Source organism: Streptomyces sp. NPDC086766, assembly GCF_044746005.1.
Classification (GTDB): Bacteria; Actinomycetota; Actinomycetes; order Streptomycetales; family Streptomycetaceae; genus Streptomyces.
The window spans coordinates 170,690-187,749 of sequence record NZ_JBIVBI010000008.1 but is presented as its reverse complement, the minus strand read 5'-3'; the positions used below and the strand labels follow the sequence as shown (position 1 = coordinate 187,749).

Sequence of the window (17,060 nt, the reverse complement as noted above, 5' to 3'; positions counted from 1 at the left end):
CCATGACGCACCAGCCCTTCGAACTCCCGCGCTTCTACCTGCCGTATCCCGCGCGCCTGAACCCGCACGTCGACGAGGCCCGGGCCCACTCGACGCGATGGGCACGCGGGATGGGCATGCTGGAGGGGTCCGGGATCTGGGAGCAGGCCGACCTCGACGCGCACGACTACGGACTGCTCTGCGCCTACACCCACCCCGACTGCGACGGACCCGCGCTCTCGCTCGTCACCGACTGGTACGTGTGGGTCTTCTTCTTCGACGACCACTTCCTGGAGACCTTCAAGCGCAGCCAGGACCGTGCGGGCGGCAAGGCGCACCTGGACCGGCTGCCGCTGTTCATGCCGCCGGACCCCTCGGCCCCCGTCCCCGAGCCGCGCAACCCGGTCGAGGCGGGACTCGCGGACCTGTGGGCGCGCACGGTGCCGGCCATGTCGGCCGACTGGCGGCGGCGGTTCGCGCTCGCCACCGAGCACCTGCTGAACGAGTCCCTGTGGGAGCTGTCCAACATCAACGAGGGCCGGATCGCCAACCCGGTCGAGTACATCGAGATGCGCCGCAAGGTCGGCGGAGCCCCCTGGTCGGCCGGGCTCGTGGAGTACGCGACCGCCGAAGTGCCGGTGTCCGTCGCGGGTTCGAGGCCGCTCAGGGTGCTGATGGAGACCTTCTCCGACGCCGTGCACCTGCGCAACGACCTGTTCTCCTACCAGCGGGAGGTCGAGGACGAGGGCGAGTTGAGCAACGGCGTGCTCGTCCTGGAGACCTTCTTCGGCTGCACCACCCAGGAGGCCGCGGACACCGTCAACGACGTCCTCACCTCGCGCCTGCACCAGTTCGAGCACACCGCGCTCACCGAAGTGCCCGCCCTGGCCGCCGAGCAGGGGCTCACCCCCGGCGAGGTCGCGGCGGTGGCGGCGTACACCAAGGGCCTGCAGGACTGGCAGTCCGGCGGCCACGAGTGGCACACGCGCTCCAGCCGCTACATGAACGAGCGGGCGCGGCCGGCCACCCCCCGGCACCACCCCACGGGCCCCGGCACCTCGGCCGCCGACGTCGGCGCGCTGCTCGCCGCGGCCGGCGCCGGGAGGCTGCGCGCCTACACCCACGTCCCCCACAAGCGGGTCGGACCCGCCCGCATCCCCGACCTGTACATGCCCTATCCGGTGGAGCTCAGCGGACATCTGGACGGCGCCCGGCGCCGGCTCGTCGAGTGGAGCCACCGCACGGGCATCCTCCAGGAGGGCGTGTGGGACGAGGACAAGCTCGCCGCCTACGACCTCGCGCTGTGCTCGGCGGGCCTCGACCCGGACGCCACGCCCGAGGCCCTCGACCTCAGCGCGCAGTGGCTCGCCTTCGGCACCTACGGCGACGACTACTACCCGCTGGTCTTCGGGCACCGGCGCGACCTGGCCGCCGCCAGGCTGACCACGGCCCGGTTGTCGGCGTGCATGCAGGTGGAGGGGGAGCCGGCGCCCGTCCCGGTGAACGCGATGGAGCGCGCCCTGGGCGACCTGTGGGCGCGCACGACGGCGGAGATGACCCCGGACCAGCGGCGCACCTTCCGGCACGCGATCGACGTGATGACCGAGAGCTGGGTGTGGGAGCTGTCCAACCAGCTCCAGAACCGCATCCCCGACCCGGTCGACTACCTGGAGATGCGGCGCGCCACCTTCGGCGCCGACCTCACCCTGAGCCTGTGCCGGATGGGCCACGGCCCGGCGATCCCGCCCGAGGTCTACCGCAGCGGCCCGGTCCGCTCGCTGGAGAACGCGGCGGTCGACTACGCCTGCCTCCTCAACGACGTGTTCTCCTACCAGAAGGAGATCGAGTTCGAGGGTGAGATCCACAACGCCGTGCTCGTGGTGCAGAACTTCTTCGGCGTCGACTACCCGGCCGCACTTGCCGTGGTCCATGACCTGATGACCCAGCGGATGCGGCAGTTCGAGCATGTGGTCGCCCACGAACTGCCCGTCGTGTACGACGACTTCGAGCTGTCGGAAGAGGCGCGCGAGGTCATGCGGGGCTATGTGGCCGATCTGCAGAACTGGATGGCGGGCATCCTCAACTGGCACCGGAGCGTGGACCGCTACAAGGAGGCGTGGCTGTCCCGGCGCACCCACCGCTTCCTGCCGGACCGCGCTCCCGTCCTGCCGGTCGGCTGACCCCGCGAGGCGCGCCCGGCCGGGCCCGTCCGTCCCGTGCCCCGGGCCCGGGACTCCTGGGCCGGGGCACGGGACGGGGGCGCCCGGACGGGTGTCTTCCGGGCCGGGTCTTCCGGTCAGTCTCACTCTTTCGTGGCTCGTGGTGCCCGGGTGCCCCGGGTAGCTCACCAGCCGGAGGCGATCCATGGAACAGACTGCGTTGCGTCCCAAGCCGATGCCCGGCCGGGATCCCGCCGGCACCGCGCGCGGCTCCGACCGCCACCCGCACGCCGCGCGCCGGCGCGGCCGCCGGGTCGCGACCCTGCTGCTCGGCCTGTGCGCCGGTCTGCTCCTGGTGCTGTCCGGGGTCGGCATCGGCACGGTCGGCGCCGCGGTGATCGGCATGAACAAGATGTCCGCGCACGCGCGTCAGGGGGCCGGGCCCGGCGCGGCCCCGGCGCCCTCGGCCCGGTCCACGCCCGGACCCGGCCCGGCGCCGGTGAGCATGACCCTGGGCGTGGAGGCGGTGGACGACGACCGGCCGGGCGCGCGAGTCGTCGGCGTCCACGTCCCCGGGCCGGGCTACTCGGCGGGCCTCGTCCGCGGCGACGTGCTCCTGGTGTTCGGCGGAGCCCGGATCGGCTCGGCGGCGGACCTCGCCCACGCGGTCGCCCGGGCCCGCCCGGGCCGCACGGTGACCCTGACGGTCCGGCACCGCAGCGGCGGCTACCAGCAGCTCACGGCGACCTTGGGGATCGTCACCTGACCCCCTTGCCTGACCGGGCCGGCGCGCTCGGGACCGGGCTCGGCGCCGGGCGCACGTCGGAGGGGACGCGCCCGGCCTGCCCGCGCCCCGGCCGCCGGGGTCGGCCCGCCCGCCGGCCGGGGGTCGGCCCGCGCTCCGGCCGACGGGTCGGTCCGCGCTCCCGACGTCGAGGCCGGGCCGCCCACGCCGCAGAGGCGGAACAAGTGGCGATCGGCTCGCGCGGCCTCGTCCGGGCGGGCAGGATGCTGCCCGTAGCTTTCATCGACCCTTGAGCCGCACACGGAGGACCGGATGACCGGCAGCGCTGCCGCGCCCTTCACCGCCGACGACTACAGGGCCCGGATGGAACGCGCCGCGCGGGCCGCCGCCGACGCCGGACTCGCCGGGCTGCTGGTCGCGCCCGGTCCGGATCTGGTCTGGCTCACCGGCTACGAGCCCCCCGCCGCCACCGAGCGGCTCACGCTCCTCGTCCTGGCCGCCGGACACGACCCCGTCCTCGTCGTCCCCACCCTGGAGGCGCCGGACGCCTGGAAGGCGGCGGGCGCGTCCGCCCTGACCCTGCGCGACTGGACGGACGGCAAGGACCCCTACGCCCTCACCGCCGGCCTCCTCGACGGCAGCGGCCGGTACGGCATCAGCGACAACGCCTGGGCCATGCACCTGCTCGGCCTGCAGCGGACCCTGCCCGGCACCGCCTACGCCTCCCTCACCCAGGCCCTGCCGATGCTGCGCGCCGTGAAGGACGCGGCCGAACTGGAGCTGCTGGCGGCCGCGGGCGCGGCCGCGGACCAAACCTTCGAGGAGATCCGGAACGTGCCCTTCGCCGGGCGCCACGAGACCGACGTGGCCGCCGACCTCGCCGGTCTGCTGCGCCGGTTCGGGCACTCCCAGGTCGACTTCACCATCGTCGCCTCCGGCCCCAACGGCGCCAACCCGCACCACGAGGTCGGCGACCGCGTGATCGAGCGCGGCGACATGGTCGTCCTCGACTTCGGTGGGCTGAAGCAGGGCTACGGCTCCGACACCTCCCGCACCGTCCACGTCGGCGAGCCCACCGACGAGGAGCGCCGGGTGCACGACCTGGTGCGCGAGGCCCAGGAGGCGGGCTTCCGGGCGGTGCGTCCCGGAGTCGCCTGCCAGGAGGTCGACCGGGCCGCGCGCGCGGTCATCGCCGACGCCGGGTACGGCGAGTACTTCATCCACCGCACCGGCCACGGCATCGGCGTCACCACGCACGAGCCCCCGTACATGATCGAGGGGGAGGAGCAGCCCCTCGTGCCCGGCATGTGCTTCTCCGTGGAGCCCGGCGTGTACCTGCCCGGCCGCTTCGGGGTACGCATCGAGGACATCGTCACGGTGACCGAGGACGGCGGCCGCCGCCTCAACGACACGACCCGCGAGATGGTGATAGTGGACTGACCGGAGACCAGCGGCCCCCTGCACGCAACCCGGACGACACGGCGCGACCATGACCCAGGCACCGACACCCACCGCGGACACCGTCCGCCGGCTGGTCCGCACCCTGCTCAAGGAGGACGCGGGCCCCGCCGGCGGGCCCGAGATCCGGCCCGTCGCCGAGGGCGGCGGGCACTCCACGTGGTGGGTCGGCGCCCGCCATGTGCTGCGGCTGGCCCCCGACCGCGAGGCCGCCGCGCGCCAGCGCCGCGAACTGCGCCTGCGCGACCTGGTCCGCCCGCACCTGCCCTTCGCCGTACCGGCGAGCGTCGCGCACGGCGAGTGGGCGCCGGGGCTGACGTACACGCTGGACACCAGGGTCGCCGGCGGCACGGCCGGGGGCCACGAGGTGTCCGCCGTCGGCGAGGACGACCTGGCCGGGCTGTTCACGGGGCTGCGCGAGGTTCCCCCGCGCCAGGCGGAGACGCTCGGCGTCCCCCGGGTCGCGCCGCGCTCCCTGGAGGCGCTGCGCCGGATGGCGGTGCACGCCGCCGAGCGCCTCGGCGCCGCCGACGAGTTCGACCCCGCGCGGATGACGCAGCTCCCCCCGACCGCCGCGGCCCAACTGGCCGCCCAGCCGGGCACCGCGGTCCTCATCCACCACGACCTCGGCGGCGATCACCTCGTGGTGAGCGCGGACGGCCGGGTGCGCGGCGTCCTGGACTGGACGGGGGCGGTCGTCGGGGACCCGGCCGAGGACATCGCGGGCCTCGCCCGCGCCGTCGGTTCCCCCGCCGCGGTACGCGCCGCCACCCTGGCCGGGTACGGCGCCCGGCCGTGCCTGCGCGGCCTGTGGCTCGCCCGCTGCGACACCGTGATCCGCCTCGCCGACCGCCTGGAGGGCCGCGACGGCACCCCACTGGCGCTGCTCAGGTCCCAGCTCCGCCACGCCTGGGAGGCGATCCTGCTCGAACGCGTGACGGAACTGCGGGAGGACGGCGGGAGCGAGCACTCCTGACCGCGCGGGTGGCCGCGGGGACGCGGGCGCCCCGGTGCGCGACTGGGGGAGCGGCCGAGGGCCGCGGGAGGGCTCCACGGTGCCGCGAAGACAGCGCGGCACCGTGGCCCTCCGTGCCCGTGCCCCCGGCCCGGTCGGCCCCGCGGCCCCGCGGGAGGGCCGCAGGGCCGGGAGGAGGCGCGAGGCCCCTCCGTCCGACCCGCCGGTCAGCTCTGCAGCAGCACCACGCACGACTCCCCGGGCACGTGCAGCATCCCGGCCGCGTCGGGTGCCTCCACCGGGTCCCAGGCGGCCAGCACGCGGGCCGGGTGGGTGCCCAGCGGGATCGCGGCCGGCTCCTTGCCCAGGTTGACCGCCACCCGCACGTCACCGCGCCGGAAGGCGAGCCAGCGGGCCTCCTCGTCGTGGGCCACCTTGGTGTCCGCGAGGTCGGGATCGGTCAGGTCCGGCTGCTCGTGCCGCAGGGCGATCAGCCGCCGGTACCAGGCCAGCACGCGCGCGTGCGGCTCGCGGTCCGGCTCGGACCAGTCCAGGCAGGACCGGTCCCGGGTCGCCGGGTCCTGCGGGTCCGGCACGTCCTCCTCCGCCCAGCCGTGCGCGGCGAACTCCCGCCGCCGGCCCCGGCGCACCGCCTCCGCCAGCTCCGGATCGGTGTGGTCCGTGAAGAACTGCCACGGCGTCCCGGCCGCCCACTCCTCGCCCATGAACAGCATCGGCGTGAACGGGGCGGTCAGGGTGAGCGCGGCCGCGCAGGCCAGCAGCCCGGGGGAGCCGGACAGGAGCGTGGACAGGCGGTCTCCCTGGGCGCGGTTGCCGACCTGGTCGTGGGTCTGGCCGTACCCGAGCAGCCGGTGGGCCGCCACCCGCGTACGGTCCAGCGGGCGGCCGTGGTGGCGGCCCCGGAAACTGGAGTACGTCCCGTCGTGGAAGTAGCCGCCGGTGAGCGTCTTGGCCAGCGCGGCGAACGGGGCGCGCCCGAAGTCGGCGTAGTAGCCCTGTGTCTCGCCGGTCAGCGCGGTGTGCACGGCGTGGTGGAAGTCGTCGTTCCACTGGGCGTGGAGGCCGAGGCCGCCCTCCGCGCGGGGGGTGACCAGCCGCGGATCGTTGAGGTCCGACTCGGCGATCAGGAAGAGGGGGCGGCCGAGGTCGGCGGAGAGCGCGTCCACCGCCGTCGACAGCTCCTCCAGGAAGTGGCACGCGCGCGTGTCCACCAGCGCGTGCACCGCGTCCAGCCGCAGCCCGTCCATCCGGTACTCGCGCAGCCAGGCCAGCGCGCTGCCGAGCAGGAACGCGCGTACCTCGTCCGAGCCGGGCGCGTCCAGGTTGACCGCCGAGCCCCACGGGGTGTGGTGCGTGTCGGTGAAGTACGGCCCGAACTCGGGCAGGTAGTTGCCCGACGGGCCCAGGTGGTTGTGCACCACGTCCAGGACCACGCCCAGACCCATCTCGTGCGCCCGGTCGACGAAGCGCTTCAGTCCCTCGGGACCGCCGTACGGCTCGTGCACCGCCCACAGCGACACCCCCTCGTACCCCCAGCCGTGCCGGCCGGGGAACGGGCACACGGGCATCAACTCGACGTGCGTCACCCCCAGTTCGGCCAGGTGCTCCAGCCGGGCGGCGGCCGCGTCGAAGGTCCCCTCGGGGGTGTACGTGCCGACGTGCAGCTCGTACAGGACGGCACCCGGCAGCGGGCGCCCGGACCAGCCCGCGGCCCGCCACGCGTACCGCTCGTGGTCGACGACCGCGCTCAGCCCGTCCGGGCCGTCCGGCTGCCGCCGGGAGCGCGGATCGGGCAGCACGGGACCGTCGTCCACCGCGAACCCGTAGCGCGAGCCGTCGCGCGCGTCGGCCTCCCCGATCCACCAGCCCGGCCGTTCCGGATCGTGCTCCAACGCGTCTGCGACGCCGTCGCAATGGAGTGTCACTCGGCCGGCCTGCGGTGCCCACACCTCGAACTGCACGGACGGTTCCCCTTCGTCTGCTCACCGTGATGTAGCCCCGTCCATGGTGCTTGAAACGACATCAGTCCGCCTGCGCATCCTCGCTTTTGCGGCGGGTGTCGTCGAATCCCCACACCGGGGGCGGTCTCCGCGTGTGCTGGACACCCGGGACGCGCCGGCGGACAATCGCCGGCGTGACGTCGTCCTCCGAGTTCTCCACGTACCCCGCGCGGTTGTCGGACGCGGAGCGCGACAAGGCGCTGCGGGTGCTCCGTGACGGCGTCGCCATGGGCAGGCTGTCGCACGACACGTTCGTCCGGCGTCTCGAGCTGGCCCTGGCCGCCCGCCGGTCCGACGAGCTCGCCGTGCTCACCTCGGACCTGCGCGCCGAGGGCCGCGTCTCCCGCCTGGTGTTCGGCACCGTCGAGGCCGTCTCCGGCTTCACCGTACGGCTGCGCAGGTCCTGGCAGGCCGAGCGGCTGCCCAAGCTGCTGCTGCCGCACCCCGGTACGGGCCACCCGCTGCGCATAGGCCGCGACCCGGCCAGCGGCCTGCGGCTGAACCACGACACGGTCTCGCGCGTGCACGCCGAACTGCGCCACCAGGGCGGGATGTGGGTCCTGCGGGACCTGGGCTCGACCAACGGCACGACCGTCAACGGGCGGCGCGTGATCGGCGCGGCCGTCGTCCGCGCCGGCGACCAGGTCGGCTTCGGGCGGGTCGCCTTCCGTCTCGCCGCCCCATGAGCCCCGCCCCGTGAGTCCCACCACTCCCCGAGCCATGCCGCCCCCTGAGCGCCGCCGGCCCCCGAAGCCCGCAGCCCGCTGAGCTGTGCCGCCCCCGCGGCCCCGCCGCTCCCGCGCCCGCCACCGACCGCGCCGCCACCTCACCTCTGGCCCGTGCATCACCCAGCGCGGTCGGTCAAGTCCCTTTTCGGACGGCACTGTTGACGTACCCGACAAGTCGTGACTGACTGTGCGTACTCCTTGCACACCAGGTGAACCCGACGGCGCCACATTGTGGAGGTTGCCCTGCCGCCGCTCCTCCGCTATCCGTCCGTCGACGAGCTGGGCGCCCGCGCGGCGGCACTCGTCGCACGCCGCCCCGAGAAGGCCCGGCTGCGCCGTGTGGGCACCTCCCGTGCGGGCACGCCGATGTGGCTGCTCTCCGTCGGGCACGGCGACCGGCAGGCCCTCGTCGTCGCCGGCCCCCACGCCAACGAACCCGTGGGCGGAGCCACCGTCCTCCGGCTGGCCGAACGGGTGCTCGCCGAACCCGGCACCGGCGGGGACGGCGACGTCACCTGGAACCTGCTGCTCTGCCTGGACCCCGACGGCTCCCGCCGCAACGAGGGCTGGCTCACCGGCCCGTACAGCCTCGGCCGTTACTTCCGGAACTTCTTCCGCCCGGGGTTCCTGGAGCAGCCCGAGTGGCTGCCCGACGGCGCCGGGGCCGCCGCGCTGCCGGAGACCCGCGCCCTGCTCGACCTCCAGGACGAGCTGCGTCCCTTCCTGCAGTGCTCGCTGCACGGCGTGGACGTGGGCGGCGGCTTCGTCGAGCTGACCCGCGACCTGCCGGGCCTGCCGCAGCGCGTCGCGCACACCGCGGCCCGCCTCGGCATCCCGCTCGAACTCGGCGCCTACGACGCCCTGTACTGGCCGGGCCTGGGGCCCGCCGTCTACCGGATCCCGCCGCCGCGCCGGGGCGACCTGGCCGCCGCCATCACGGAGGCCGCCGTGGAGTCGACGTGGTTCCACCCGGTCCGGCACGGCACGGTGACCGCGGTGGTGGAGGCCCCCATGTGGGGCGTGGCCTCGGTGGCCGACGCCGCCCCGCACCCGGACCCGGACGCGGTGCTGCGCACGGTGAGCCGCGGCCTGCGCCACGAGACCCGGCTCCTGGAGCGGCTGCTGGCGCGGGTCCGGCCGCACCTGGCCGACACGCCGGACGCGGCCCGGCTGCTCGCTCCCGTGGACGACTATTTACTGGTCTGCCCCGGACTCGCCGACGCCTGGGACCCCGACACCCTGGGCGTGGAGCGCCCGCTGCCGCCGCTGACCACCGCCCACCTGGCCGCCCTGCGCATCGCCGGGCGGCGGCTCGCCCTGCGTACCGCCGGGCTGCTCCACCGGCTCGTGCGCGGCGCCGGGCGCGATCCGGCAGGCGCCCTGCCGGAGCTGGAGCGGCTCATCGAGGAGTGGTGCGCCGACTACCGCGACGGCTTCGGGGCCCGCTGGATACCGGTCGCCCGGCAGGCCGAGTACCAGACCCGGGTGGTGCTCGCCGCCGCCCGGGTGGCCGGGCGGTTCCCGCACCCCCGCTCCCGTTCGGGTGAGCCGGACTGGGGTCCGCAGGCCGCCGTGCCGATACACCGGGAATGACACTCTTCACCAAGGCGGCCGCGAAGCGGCTGCGGCGCGTCCTGCCGGCCGCGGCCGCCCTGCTCCTCGCCTGCCCGGCCCCTGCCCAGGCGGCGCACCGGCACACCGCGGGAGCCGACTGGCTCTACGTCACGGTCACCCGCGGTGACGCCCGCGCCGGCGACACGCGCCGCGCCCTGCTGCTGTGCGACCCGCCCCGGGGCCACGTCCACGCGGCCGAGGCCTGCGCCCAGCTCCGCTCGGCGCGCGGCGACATCCGCGGCATCCCGCGCCGGGAGGTGTTCTGCGCGATGGTCTACGCACCCGTGACCGTCCATGCGAAGGGCCGCTGGCAGGGGCGGGCGGTCACCTACACGCAGACCTTCGCCAACACCTGCGAGATGAAGGCGCGCACGGGCGAGGTGTTCGCGCTGGACCGCTGACCGCTGACCCGCGGGCGGCCGCCGGACCCGTGCGTGCGACGGCCGCCACCGGGCCCGCGCGCAATCAGTCGCCTGTGGGGCCCGCGCGCGTCACAGTCGCCGCCGGGCCGCCCCGTCGCGCGCCCGCGCCCGGCGGTCGCCGTCAGGCCGTCCGGTCGCGGGCGTGCCGTGCGGTGGCGAGGACCGTACGGCACTGGTGCTCGACCTGGTGCTCCAGCGGCACCCAGCGGGCCCGGAAGCGCTCCGCGAACTCCTCGCTCCAGCAGGTCACCAGCCGCTCCATGCGCGGCGCGCCGGGGTCGCCGGTCTCCCTGAGCACCCGCCGCAGCATCGCCGCGGTGCGCAGGGGCAGCCGGCGGCCGAAGGCGTCCACGCTGCCGACGTACGCCCGCGTCGTGTCGGCCGGCGGGGTGCGGACCCAGTCCGAGGCCAGGCCCGGCATCAGGCTCAGCACCCATGTGGCGGCCCGGAGCAGCGGCCCGTCGACCCCGTCCAGCCGGGGCAGCGCGTCGGCGAGCACCAGCTCGACCTCCCGCGCGTCCCGCAGCAGCCGGTGCGCCAGCCGCCGGATCGCCACCGCCGGAGCGGGATGCGGGGCGGGGTCGTCCACCAGGTCGCTCGCCCACATCGGCACCTCCACCACCGCGGTCAGGCCGCCGTAGCGGTGCACGTGGTACCAGGTGCTGTGCCGCGCGTCGTCCGGCAGGCTCGGGTAGGCCGGATCCGAGCCGGGCTCCGGCATCACCCGCACCCCGGGCCCGGAGGCGGGCCAGCCCGCGGCGTCCGAGGCGCCCGTCTCCACCGGGATGCGCAGCTCCGCCGCCGACTTGGCGAACGGCTCCGCGAGTCCGGGCACGTCCCTCGTCAACTGCACCCAGCTGCCGCCCAGATCGGTGCCGTGCAGGGTGACCTGGAGGTAGGGCCGCAGCGTGTCGATGACCCCCGTCAGCGCGCGCGTCTCGGGCGGCAGCCGGTCGGGGGGCAGCACGGAGGGCGACCACTCCGGCTGCTCGGGCCCGGCCGGCCGGAAGAAGCCGAGGTGGTAGTCGAGCAGGCTGCGCGGGGCGGGCGTCACGTGCAGGCTCGCCCCGTCCGGGTCGGCGCACAGCAGGAAGTGCCAGGAGGTGTCGGCCCGCAACGGCCACTCGTCCAGGACGCGGTGGGCGAGTGCGAGCAGGGTGGAGCCGCCCGTGGGCTCGTTGGCGTGCGCCCCGGCGACCACCAGCACGGAGCGGCGGGCGTGGCCCACGGACAGCAGGTGCAGCGGCCGGCCCGCGCGGGAGAGGCCCACCTGCTCCAGGGAGCACAGGCCCGGCCGCTGTGCGGCCAACGCGCGTGCGGCGGAGACCAGTTCGGGAACGGTGGGGTAGCGCAGCTCCGGCAGGAGACTCACCCCCGATGTGTCCGACCGGCTTCGCATCCGCAGTACCCCACGGACTCGGTGAACTGTCAAGCACGCCCAGGGGAGCCGCCCGGGGGCGCCCGGTGGCACACCCACCGGAACCCGATCTTCAGCCCCCGGACACGGCCCTCCGGACACGACCGCCGGACAGGCCTCAGGACCCGGCGGTCGCGGTCCCGCCCCCTTCGGCCCGCTCCAGCAGGGCCACCGGCAGGTGGGCGAAGAGCTCCGCCAGGGGGACCTCGCCCTCGAACCGGCGTTCCGGTGCCAGGACGTCGGTCCATCGGCCCGGGGGGAGGGGCATCCGGGTGTCGCGCCAGCCGCCCGCCTCCGCCAGCCGGAGCGACAGCCGGGTCACCGCCGTGATCGCCTCGCCGGACCGCGCGAACGCCAGGCAGTGGTCCGCGGCCGGACCCTCGGCGGGCAGGGGCGTGTACGTCGCCGACTCGCCGAAGACCTCCGGCCGCCGGGCGCGCAGCCCCAGCGCCGCCGCGGTCACCGTGCCCTTCTCCCCGGGGTCAACCGGCGGGAACCGCACCGGCCGCCGGTTGTCCGGGTCCACCAGGGCCCGGTACTCGGCCTCCGTGCCCTGGTAGAGGTCCGGCACGCCCGGCATCGTCAGATGCACCAGCGCCGTCCCCAGCACGTTCGCCCGGATGTGCGGCTCCAGCGAGTCCCGGAAGTCCGCGACCCGCCCGCCCGGCGCCCCGCAGGGTCCCTCCGCGACGAACCGCGCCACCGCCTCCTCGTACGACGGCTCCTGCTCCGTCCAGCTGGTGTGGAGCCCGGCCTCGCGCGCGTGCTTCAGCAGGGCGGGCCCCACCCGCTCCGCGTCCGCCGGGCCGAGCCCGAAGACCGTCTGCCAGGCCGCCCACGCGAGCTGCCCGTCCGGCACGTCCTCCTCGTCGCGCGTCACCTCGGCGAGCAGCTCCGCCCAGCGCCCGGGGCACTCCGTCAGCACGGCCAGCGCCGCCCGGACGTCGGCGCTGCGCTTGGTGTCGTGAGTGGTCACCACGGTCCCGGTGGCGGGCCAGTCCCGCTGCACCCGCGCGCAGTACGCGTGGAAGTCCTCGGCGGACACCCCGGGGCGCCCGGGATCGCCGCCGACCTCGTTGGCCGCCAGCAGCGGCACATAGCGGTAGAACGCCGTGTCCTCCAGGGACTTCGCGCGCAGCGCGGACGAGGCCTGGGCGAACCGCGTCCGCAGCTCCGTCGCCTCCGCCCCCGAGCCGGCCCGCCCGAGCAGGACCCCGCGCACCACGTCGACCGCCCCGCCCTCCTCCGGCACGGTGAACGCGAGCCGGGCCTCCCGCGCCGCGTCCGCGGTGACCACCCGGGCCGCGTCGACCGAGTCGTAGGGGCGGTACACCTCCATCCGGACGAGCAGCTCGCGCAGCGCGGTGCTCAGTGCCCAGGGCGCGCGGTCGCGCAGCGCCGGGTCGGGCGAGCCGGTGCACAGCCGGCTCGCCACCCGGGTCAGCCGGTCCGTCTCGGCGGCCAGCTCGTGCGTGATCACCTCGTAGGCCGCCCGCCGCGCCGTCGCCTCCCAGTCGCCGCCGCGGTCCGCCCCCGGGGCCGCGAACCGCCGGTACACCCCCGTGAGTTCCCCCGCGCCCGCCGGGTCGGTGAACAGGCCGTCGACGTGCCGGAGGGCGTCGTAGCCCGTGGTGCCCGCCACCGGCCAGGACACCGGCAGGTGCTCGTGGTCCGCGAGGATCTTCTCCACGACCGTCCAGCGGCCGCCGCTCGCCGCGTGCAGCCGGGCGAGATAGGTGTCGGGGTCGGCGAGGCCGTCCGGGTGATCGACGCGCAGTCCGTCGACGACGCCCTCGTGCAGCAGCTCCAGGATCTTGGCGTGGGTGGCCTCGAACACCTCCGGATCCTCCACCCGCACCCCGATCAGGTCGGAGATGCTGAAGAACCTCCGGTAGTTCAGCTCGGTGCGGGCCAGCCGCCACCACACGGGGCGGTACCACTGCGCGTCGAGCAACTGCGGCAGCGGCAGCCCGCCGGTGCCCTCGCGCAGCGGGAAGACATGGTCGTAGTAGCGCAGGACGTCGCCGTCGGCCTTCAGCTCGCCGATCTCCTCGCCGACCGGGCCGCCGAGCACCGGCAGCAGCACCTGGCCGCCCTGGGCCTCCCAGTCGATGTCGAACCACCGGGCGTACGGCGACGAGGGGCCCTCCCGCAGCACCTCCCACAGCGCCCGGTTGTGCCGCGGCGCCATGGCCATGTGGTTCGGCACGATGTCCACCACCAGGCCGAGGCCGTGCTCCCGCGCGGTGCGTGCCAGCGCGCGCAGCCCCTCCTCGCCGCCGAGCTCGCCGCGCACCCGGGCGTGGTCGACGACGTCGTAGCCGTGCGGGGAGCCGGGGACGGCCTCCAGGACGGGGGACAGGTGCAGGTGCGAGACGCCGAGCGAGGCCAGGTACGGCACGGCGGCGGCCGCGGCCGCGAACGGGAAGTCGGGCTGGAGCTGGAGCCGGTAGGTGGCGGTGGGCACGAGGGGGGCGGGGCGCTCCTGTGTCATGGAAGGTTACGTACCCGCCCCGCCGGCTTTCCTGTCACCCGGGAACCCGCCCGAGCACGGGAGCCCGCCCGCGGGCACGGGAGCCCGCCCACGGACGCGGGAACCCGCCCCGCGGACGCCGGAACCCGCCCGGCGCGGCCTCTCGGCCTGCCCGGGCGGGCGCGGGCGTCGCTAGTTCGGCCGCTGGAGCACGGTCAGGCTGCGGTCCCTCAGGGTGATCCGCTCCCCGGCCTGCACCTTCGACCCGGTGCCCGGCGGGACCGGGTCCGTGCGGGCGGTGTCGACCACCACCTGCCACTCGTGCCCGTGATGGATCGGCACGAGGAACTCCAGCGGCTCCGGCGCCGCGTTGAACATCAGCAGGAAGGAGTCGTCGCTGATCCGCTCCCCGCGCTGTCCCGGCTCCGAGATCGCGTTGCCGTTGAGGAACACCGTCAGCGCCGACGCCTGCGCCGAGTCCCAGTCCCGCTGGGTCATCTCGGCCCCCTCGGGGGTGAACCAGGCGATGTCGGACAGGTCGTCGTGGGTGCCCTCCACCGGCCGCCCGTGGAAGAACCGGCGCCGGCGGAAGACCGGGTGCTCCTTGCGCAGCTCGGCCATCGCCCGGACGAAGTCCAGCAGCTCGTCGCCGTTCTTGTCGGGGTCCGGCCACCGCACCCAGGACAGTTCGTTGTCCTGGCAGTAGGCGTTGTTGTTGCCGCGCTGGGTGCGGGCGAACTCGTCGCCGTGGCTGATCATGGGCACGCCCTGGGAGAGCATGAGCGTGGCGAAGAAGTTGCGCATCTGGCGGGCGCGCAGCTCCAGGACCTCCTCGTCGCCGGTCTCGCCCTCGGCCCCGCAGTTCCAGGACCGGTTGTGGCTCTCACCGTCCCGGTTGTCCTCGCCGTTGGCCTCGTTGTGCTTGTCGTTGAAGGCCACCAGGTCGTGCAGGGTGAAGCCGTCGTGGCAGGTCACGAAGTTGATCGAGGCCAGCGGCCGCCGGCCGTCGTCCTGGTAGAGGTCGGAGGAGCCGGTGAGCCGTGAGGCGAACTCCGCCAGCGCCCGCGGCTCGCCCCGCCACAGGTCCCGGACGGTGTCGCGGTACTTGCCGTTCCACTCCGTCCACAGCGGCGGGAAGTTCCCCACCTGGTAGCCGCCCTCGCCCACGTCCCACGGCTCGGCGATCAGCTTGACCTGCGAGACCACCGGGTCCTGCTGCACCAGGTCGAAGAACGACGAGAGCCGGTCCACCTCGTGGAACTGCCGGGCCAGGGTCGCCGCCAGGTCGAAGCGGAAGCCGTCGACGTGCATCTCCGTGACCCAGTACCGCAGCGAGTCCATGATCAGCTGCAGCACGTGCGGGGACCGCATGAGCAGGGAGTTCCCGGTGCCGGTGGTGTCCATGTAGTACCGGGGGTCGTCCGTGAGCCGGTAGTACTGGGGGTTGTCGAGGCCCTTGAAGGACAGCGTCGGACCCAGGTGGTTGCCCTCGGCGGTGTGGTTGTAGACCACGTCGAGGATGACCTCGATCCCGGCCTCGTGCAGCGCCCGGACCGCCGACTTGAACTCCAGGACCTGCTGACCGCGGTCGCCCCAGGAGGCGTACGCGTTGTGCGGGGCGAAGAAGCCGATCGTGTTGTAGCCCCAGTAGTTGTTCAGGCCCATGTCGACCAGGCGGTGGTCGTTGACGAACTGGTGCACCGGCATCAGCTCCAGCGCCGTGACCCCGAGCTCCGTCAGATGCTCGATGATCGCCGGGTGGGCCAGGGCCGCGTAGGTGCCGCGCAGCTCCTCGGGCAGCCCCGGGTGCCGCATGGTGAGGCCCTTGACGTGCGCCTCGTAGATCACCGTCTCGTGGTACCCGCGGCGCGGCGGACGGTCGTCGCCCCAGTCGAAGTACGGGTTGACCACCACCGACGTCATCGTGTGCGGCGCCGAGTCCAGGTCGTTGCGCCGGTCGGGGTCGTCGAAGTGGTAGCCGTACACCTCCTCGCCCCACTGGACCGAGCCGCTGATCGCACGCGCGTACGGGTCGAGCAGCAGTTTCGAGGAGTTGCAGCGCAGACCGCGCTCGGGAGCGTACGGACCGTGCACCCGGAACCCGTACCGCTGCCCCGGCATGATGCCGGGCACGTACGCGTGCCGTACGAACGCGTCGCTCTCGCGCAGTTCCACCGCCGTTTCCGAGCCGTCGTCGTGCAGCAGACACAGCTCTACTCGGTCCGCGGCTTCGGTGAAGACCGCGAAGTTGGTACCGGCGCCGTCGTACGTGGCGCCGAGCGGATACGCCTCTCCAGGCCAGACCTGCATGGATCACGACTCTTTCAGGTGTGCGGCACCGCCGGTGGCGCCTTGCCTCCGAGTCTCCCCGAAAGCGAGGGAACCACCCATGACTTATGTCCCTCTTACCCGTCGACCAGTGCATACGCGGTATGACGCCCTCTTGTCGAGCGACCGGCGCGTACACCCGTATGCCGAACCAGTGGGGCAATCGAGTACTCCCGTGACCGAAGGGAGCAGGGGGAAGAGGTGCGCGGAGCGGTGCACCGGCATCCGGGCGAGACGGTGGCCGGGACGGCCGTCGCGGTGGCGGGGGCCGCCGCGGCGGTGGCGGCCGCTCTGCCCGGCACGGGCGCCGAGCTCGCCGCACCCGGGCCGGACGGGCGGGACGACCGGCACCCGCCCCGGCGCGCCGACGTGACCGTCGAGCCGGTCGGCCACCCGTTGCGCGCCCCCGCCCCTTCTGCGGCTACCGGAACGACACCCTCGTCACCCGGACGGTGGACCCGGCCGTCGGGCGGGTCGTGCACACCGGCACCCGGCACGGCGTCCAGCCGCCGAGCCGGGAGGAGAGCACCTCGGCCGCCCGCCTTCTGACCGCCGGCCCGCCGGCCGCGGGCCTGCAGGGGACCCGCAAACGGCTGAACGTCAAGGGTCCGTGCACCACCTCCCGTGCACCACGTCCACCGGCAGGGCTTCTCCTCGTCGCGCGCGACGTCACCGCTATGAATCCGCTCACGCAGCCCCAGCCGGCCGATCGGAACGGGTGGATGCGAGAAGGTAGTTGAGAAACGAGCTGTCCATCCGGC

Annotated in this window: 11 protein-coding genes; 7 read left to right on the top strand and 4 right to left on the bottom strand. The window is 74.6% G+C overall.

The annotated features are described in order from the left end of the window. Nucleotides 1–2: 2 nt before the first annotated feature. The 4 genes from cyc2 (at nucleotide 3) to ACIPM1_RS17645 (ending at nucleotide 5,317) form a co-directional block, all read left to right on the top strand. Nucleotides 3–2,159 (top strand): germacradienol/geosmin synthase Cyc2, encoded by a 2,157-nt coding sequence (gene cyc2, locus ACIPM1_RS17660; RefSeq protein ID WP_402435239.1) that lies wholly within the window; start codon nucleotides 3–5, stop codon nucleotides 2,157–2,159. A 184-nt stretch (nucleotides 2,160–2,343) separates the two neighbouring features. Beyond that, nucleotides 2,344–2,904 (top strand): PDZ domain-containing protein, encoded by a 561-nt coding sequence (locus ACIPM1_RS17655; RefSeq protein WP_402435236.1) that lies wholly within the window; start codon nucleotides 2,344–2,346, stop codon nucleotides 2,902–2,904. A 291-nt stretch (nucleotides 2,905–3,195) separates the two neighbouring features. Beyond that, complete coding sequence (locus tag ACIPM1_RS17650) at nucleotides 3,196–4,323, top strand: aminopeptidase P family protein (protein ID WP_402435233.1); 1,128 nt, start codon at nucleotides 3,196–3,198, stop codon at nucleotides 4,321–4,323. Between the two features lie 49 nt (nucleotides 4,324–4,372). Continuing rightward, nucleotides 4,373–5,317 (top strand): aminoglycoside phosphotransferase family protein, encoded by a 945-nt coding sequence (locus tag ACIPM1_RS17645; protein WP_402435230.1) that lies wholly within the window; start codon nucleotides 4,373–4,375, stop codon nucleotides 5,315–5,317. A gap of 206 nt (nucleotides 5,318–5,523) precedes the next feature. On the opposite strand, the gene treZ is transcribed toward ACIPM1_RS17645, so the two are convergent. Next, on the bottom strand, nucleotides 5,524–7,278 hold the full coding sequence (gene treZ, locus ACIPM1_RS17640) for a malto-oligosyltrehalose trehalohydrolase (protein WP_402435227.1): 1,755 nt from the start codon (nucleotides 7,276–7,278) through the stop codon (nucleotides 5,524–5,526). 173 nt (nucleotides 7,279–7,451) lie between these two features. On the opposite strand from treZ, the gene ACIPM1_RS17635 reads away from it, so the two are divergent. The 3 genes from ACIPM1_RS17635 (at nucleotide 7,452) to ACIPM1_RS17625 (ending at nucleotide 10,060) form a co-directional block, all read left to right on the top strand. Then, the gene (locus ACIPM1_RS17635) at nucleotides 7,452–8,003 is read left to right on the top strand and encodes an FHA domain-containing protein (protein WP_402435224.1); all 552 of its coding nucleotides are present in this window, start codon (nucleotides 7,452–7,454) and stop codon (nucleotides 8,001–8,003) included. A 270-nt stretch (nucleotides 8,004–8,273) separates the two neighbouring features. Next, nucleotides 8,274–9,638: a M14 family zinc carboxypeptidase gene (locus tag ACIPM1_RS17630; protein WP_402435498.1), complete on the top strand. Its 1,365-nt coding sequence runs from the start codon at nucleotides 8,274–8,276 to the stop codon at nucleotides 9,636–9,638. Beyond that, nucleotides 9,635–10,060 (top strand): SSI family serine proteinase inhibitor, encoded by a 426-nt coding sequence (locus tag ACIPM1_RS17625; protein WP_402435221.1) that lies wholly within the window; start codon nucleotides 9,635–9,637, stop codon nucleotides 10,058–10,060. Before ACIPM1_RS17630 ends, ACIPM1_RS17625 begins: the two co-directional genes overlap by 4 nt. Nucleotides 10,061–10,202: 142 nt before the next feature. Here the strand turns inward: ACIPM1_RS17625 and ACIPM1_RS17620 are convergent, their stop codons facing one another. From ACIPM1_RS17620 to glgX, 3 genes are all read right to left on the bottom strand, one after another. Further along, complete coding sequence (locus tag ACIPM1_RS17620; protein WP_402435218.1) at nucleotides 10,203–11,453, bottom strand: M14 family zinc carboxypeptidase; 1,251 nt, start codon at nucleotides 11,451–11,453, stop codon at nucleotides 10,203–10,205. A 163-nt stretch (nucleotides 11,454–11,616) separates the two neighbouring features. Beyond that, complete coding sequence (gene treY / locus ACIPM1_RS17615; protein WP_402435215.1) at nucleotides 11,617–13,992, bottom strand: malto-oligosyltrehalose synthase; 2,376 nt, start codon at nucleotides 13,990–13,992, stop codon at nucleotides 11,617–11,619. 171 nt (nucleotides 13,993–14,163) lie between these two features. Next, the gene (glgX, locus tag ACIPM1_RS17610) at nucleotides 14,164–16,281 is read right to left on the bottom strand and encodes a glycogen debranching protein GlgX (RefSeq protein ID WP_402435212.1); all 2,118 of its coding nucleotides are present in this window, start codon (nucleotides 16,279–16,281) and stop codon (nucleotides 14,164–14,166) included. Nucleotides 16,282–17,060: the final 779 nt, after the last annotated feature.

Excerpts from the sequence above, each read along its gene's own strand:
- cyc2 (WP_402435239.1), top strand. The coding sequence starts at position 3 with ATGACGCACCAGCCCTTCGAACTCCCGCGCTTCTACCTGCCGTATCCC.
- ACIPM1_RS17655 (WP_402435236.1), top strand. The coding sequence starts at position 2,344 with ATGGAACAGACTGCGTTGCGTCCCAAGCCGATGCCCGGCCGGGATCCC.
- ACIPM1_RS17650 (WP_402435233.1), top strand. The coding sequence starts at position 3,196 with ATGACCGGCAGCGCTGCCGCGCCCTTCACCGCCGACGACTACAGGGCC.
- ACIPM1_RS17645 (WP_402435230.1), top strand. The coding sequence starts at position 4,373 with ATGACCCAGGCACCGACACCCACCGCGGACACCGTCCGCCGGCTGGTC.
- ACIPM1_RS17625 (WP_402435221.1), top strand. The coding sequence starts at position 9,635 with ATGACACTCTTCACCAAGGCGGCCGCGAAGCGGCTGCGGCGCGTCCTG.
- treY (WP_402435215.1), bottom strand. The coding sequence starts at position 13,992 with ATGACACAGGAGCGCCCCGCCCCCCTCGTGCCCACCGCCACCTACCGG.
- glgX (WP_402435212.1), bottom strand. The coding sequence starts at position 16,281 with ATGCAGGTCTGGCCTGGAGAGGCGTATCCGCTCGGCGCCACGTACGAC.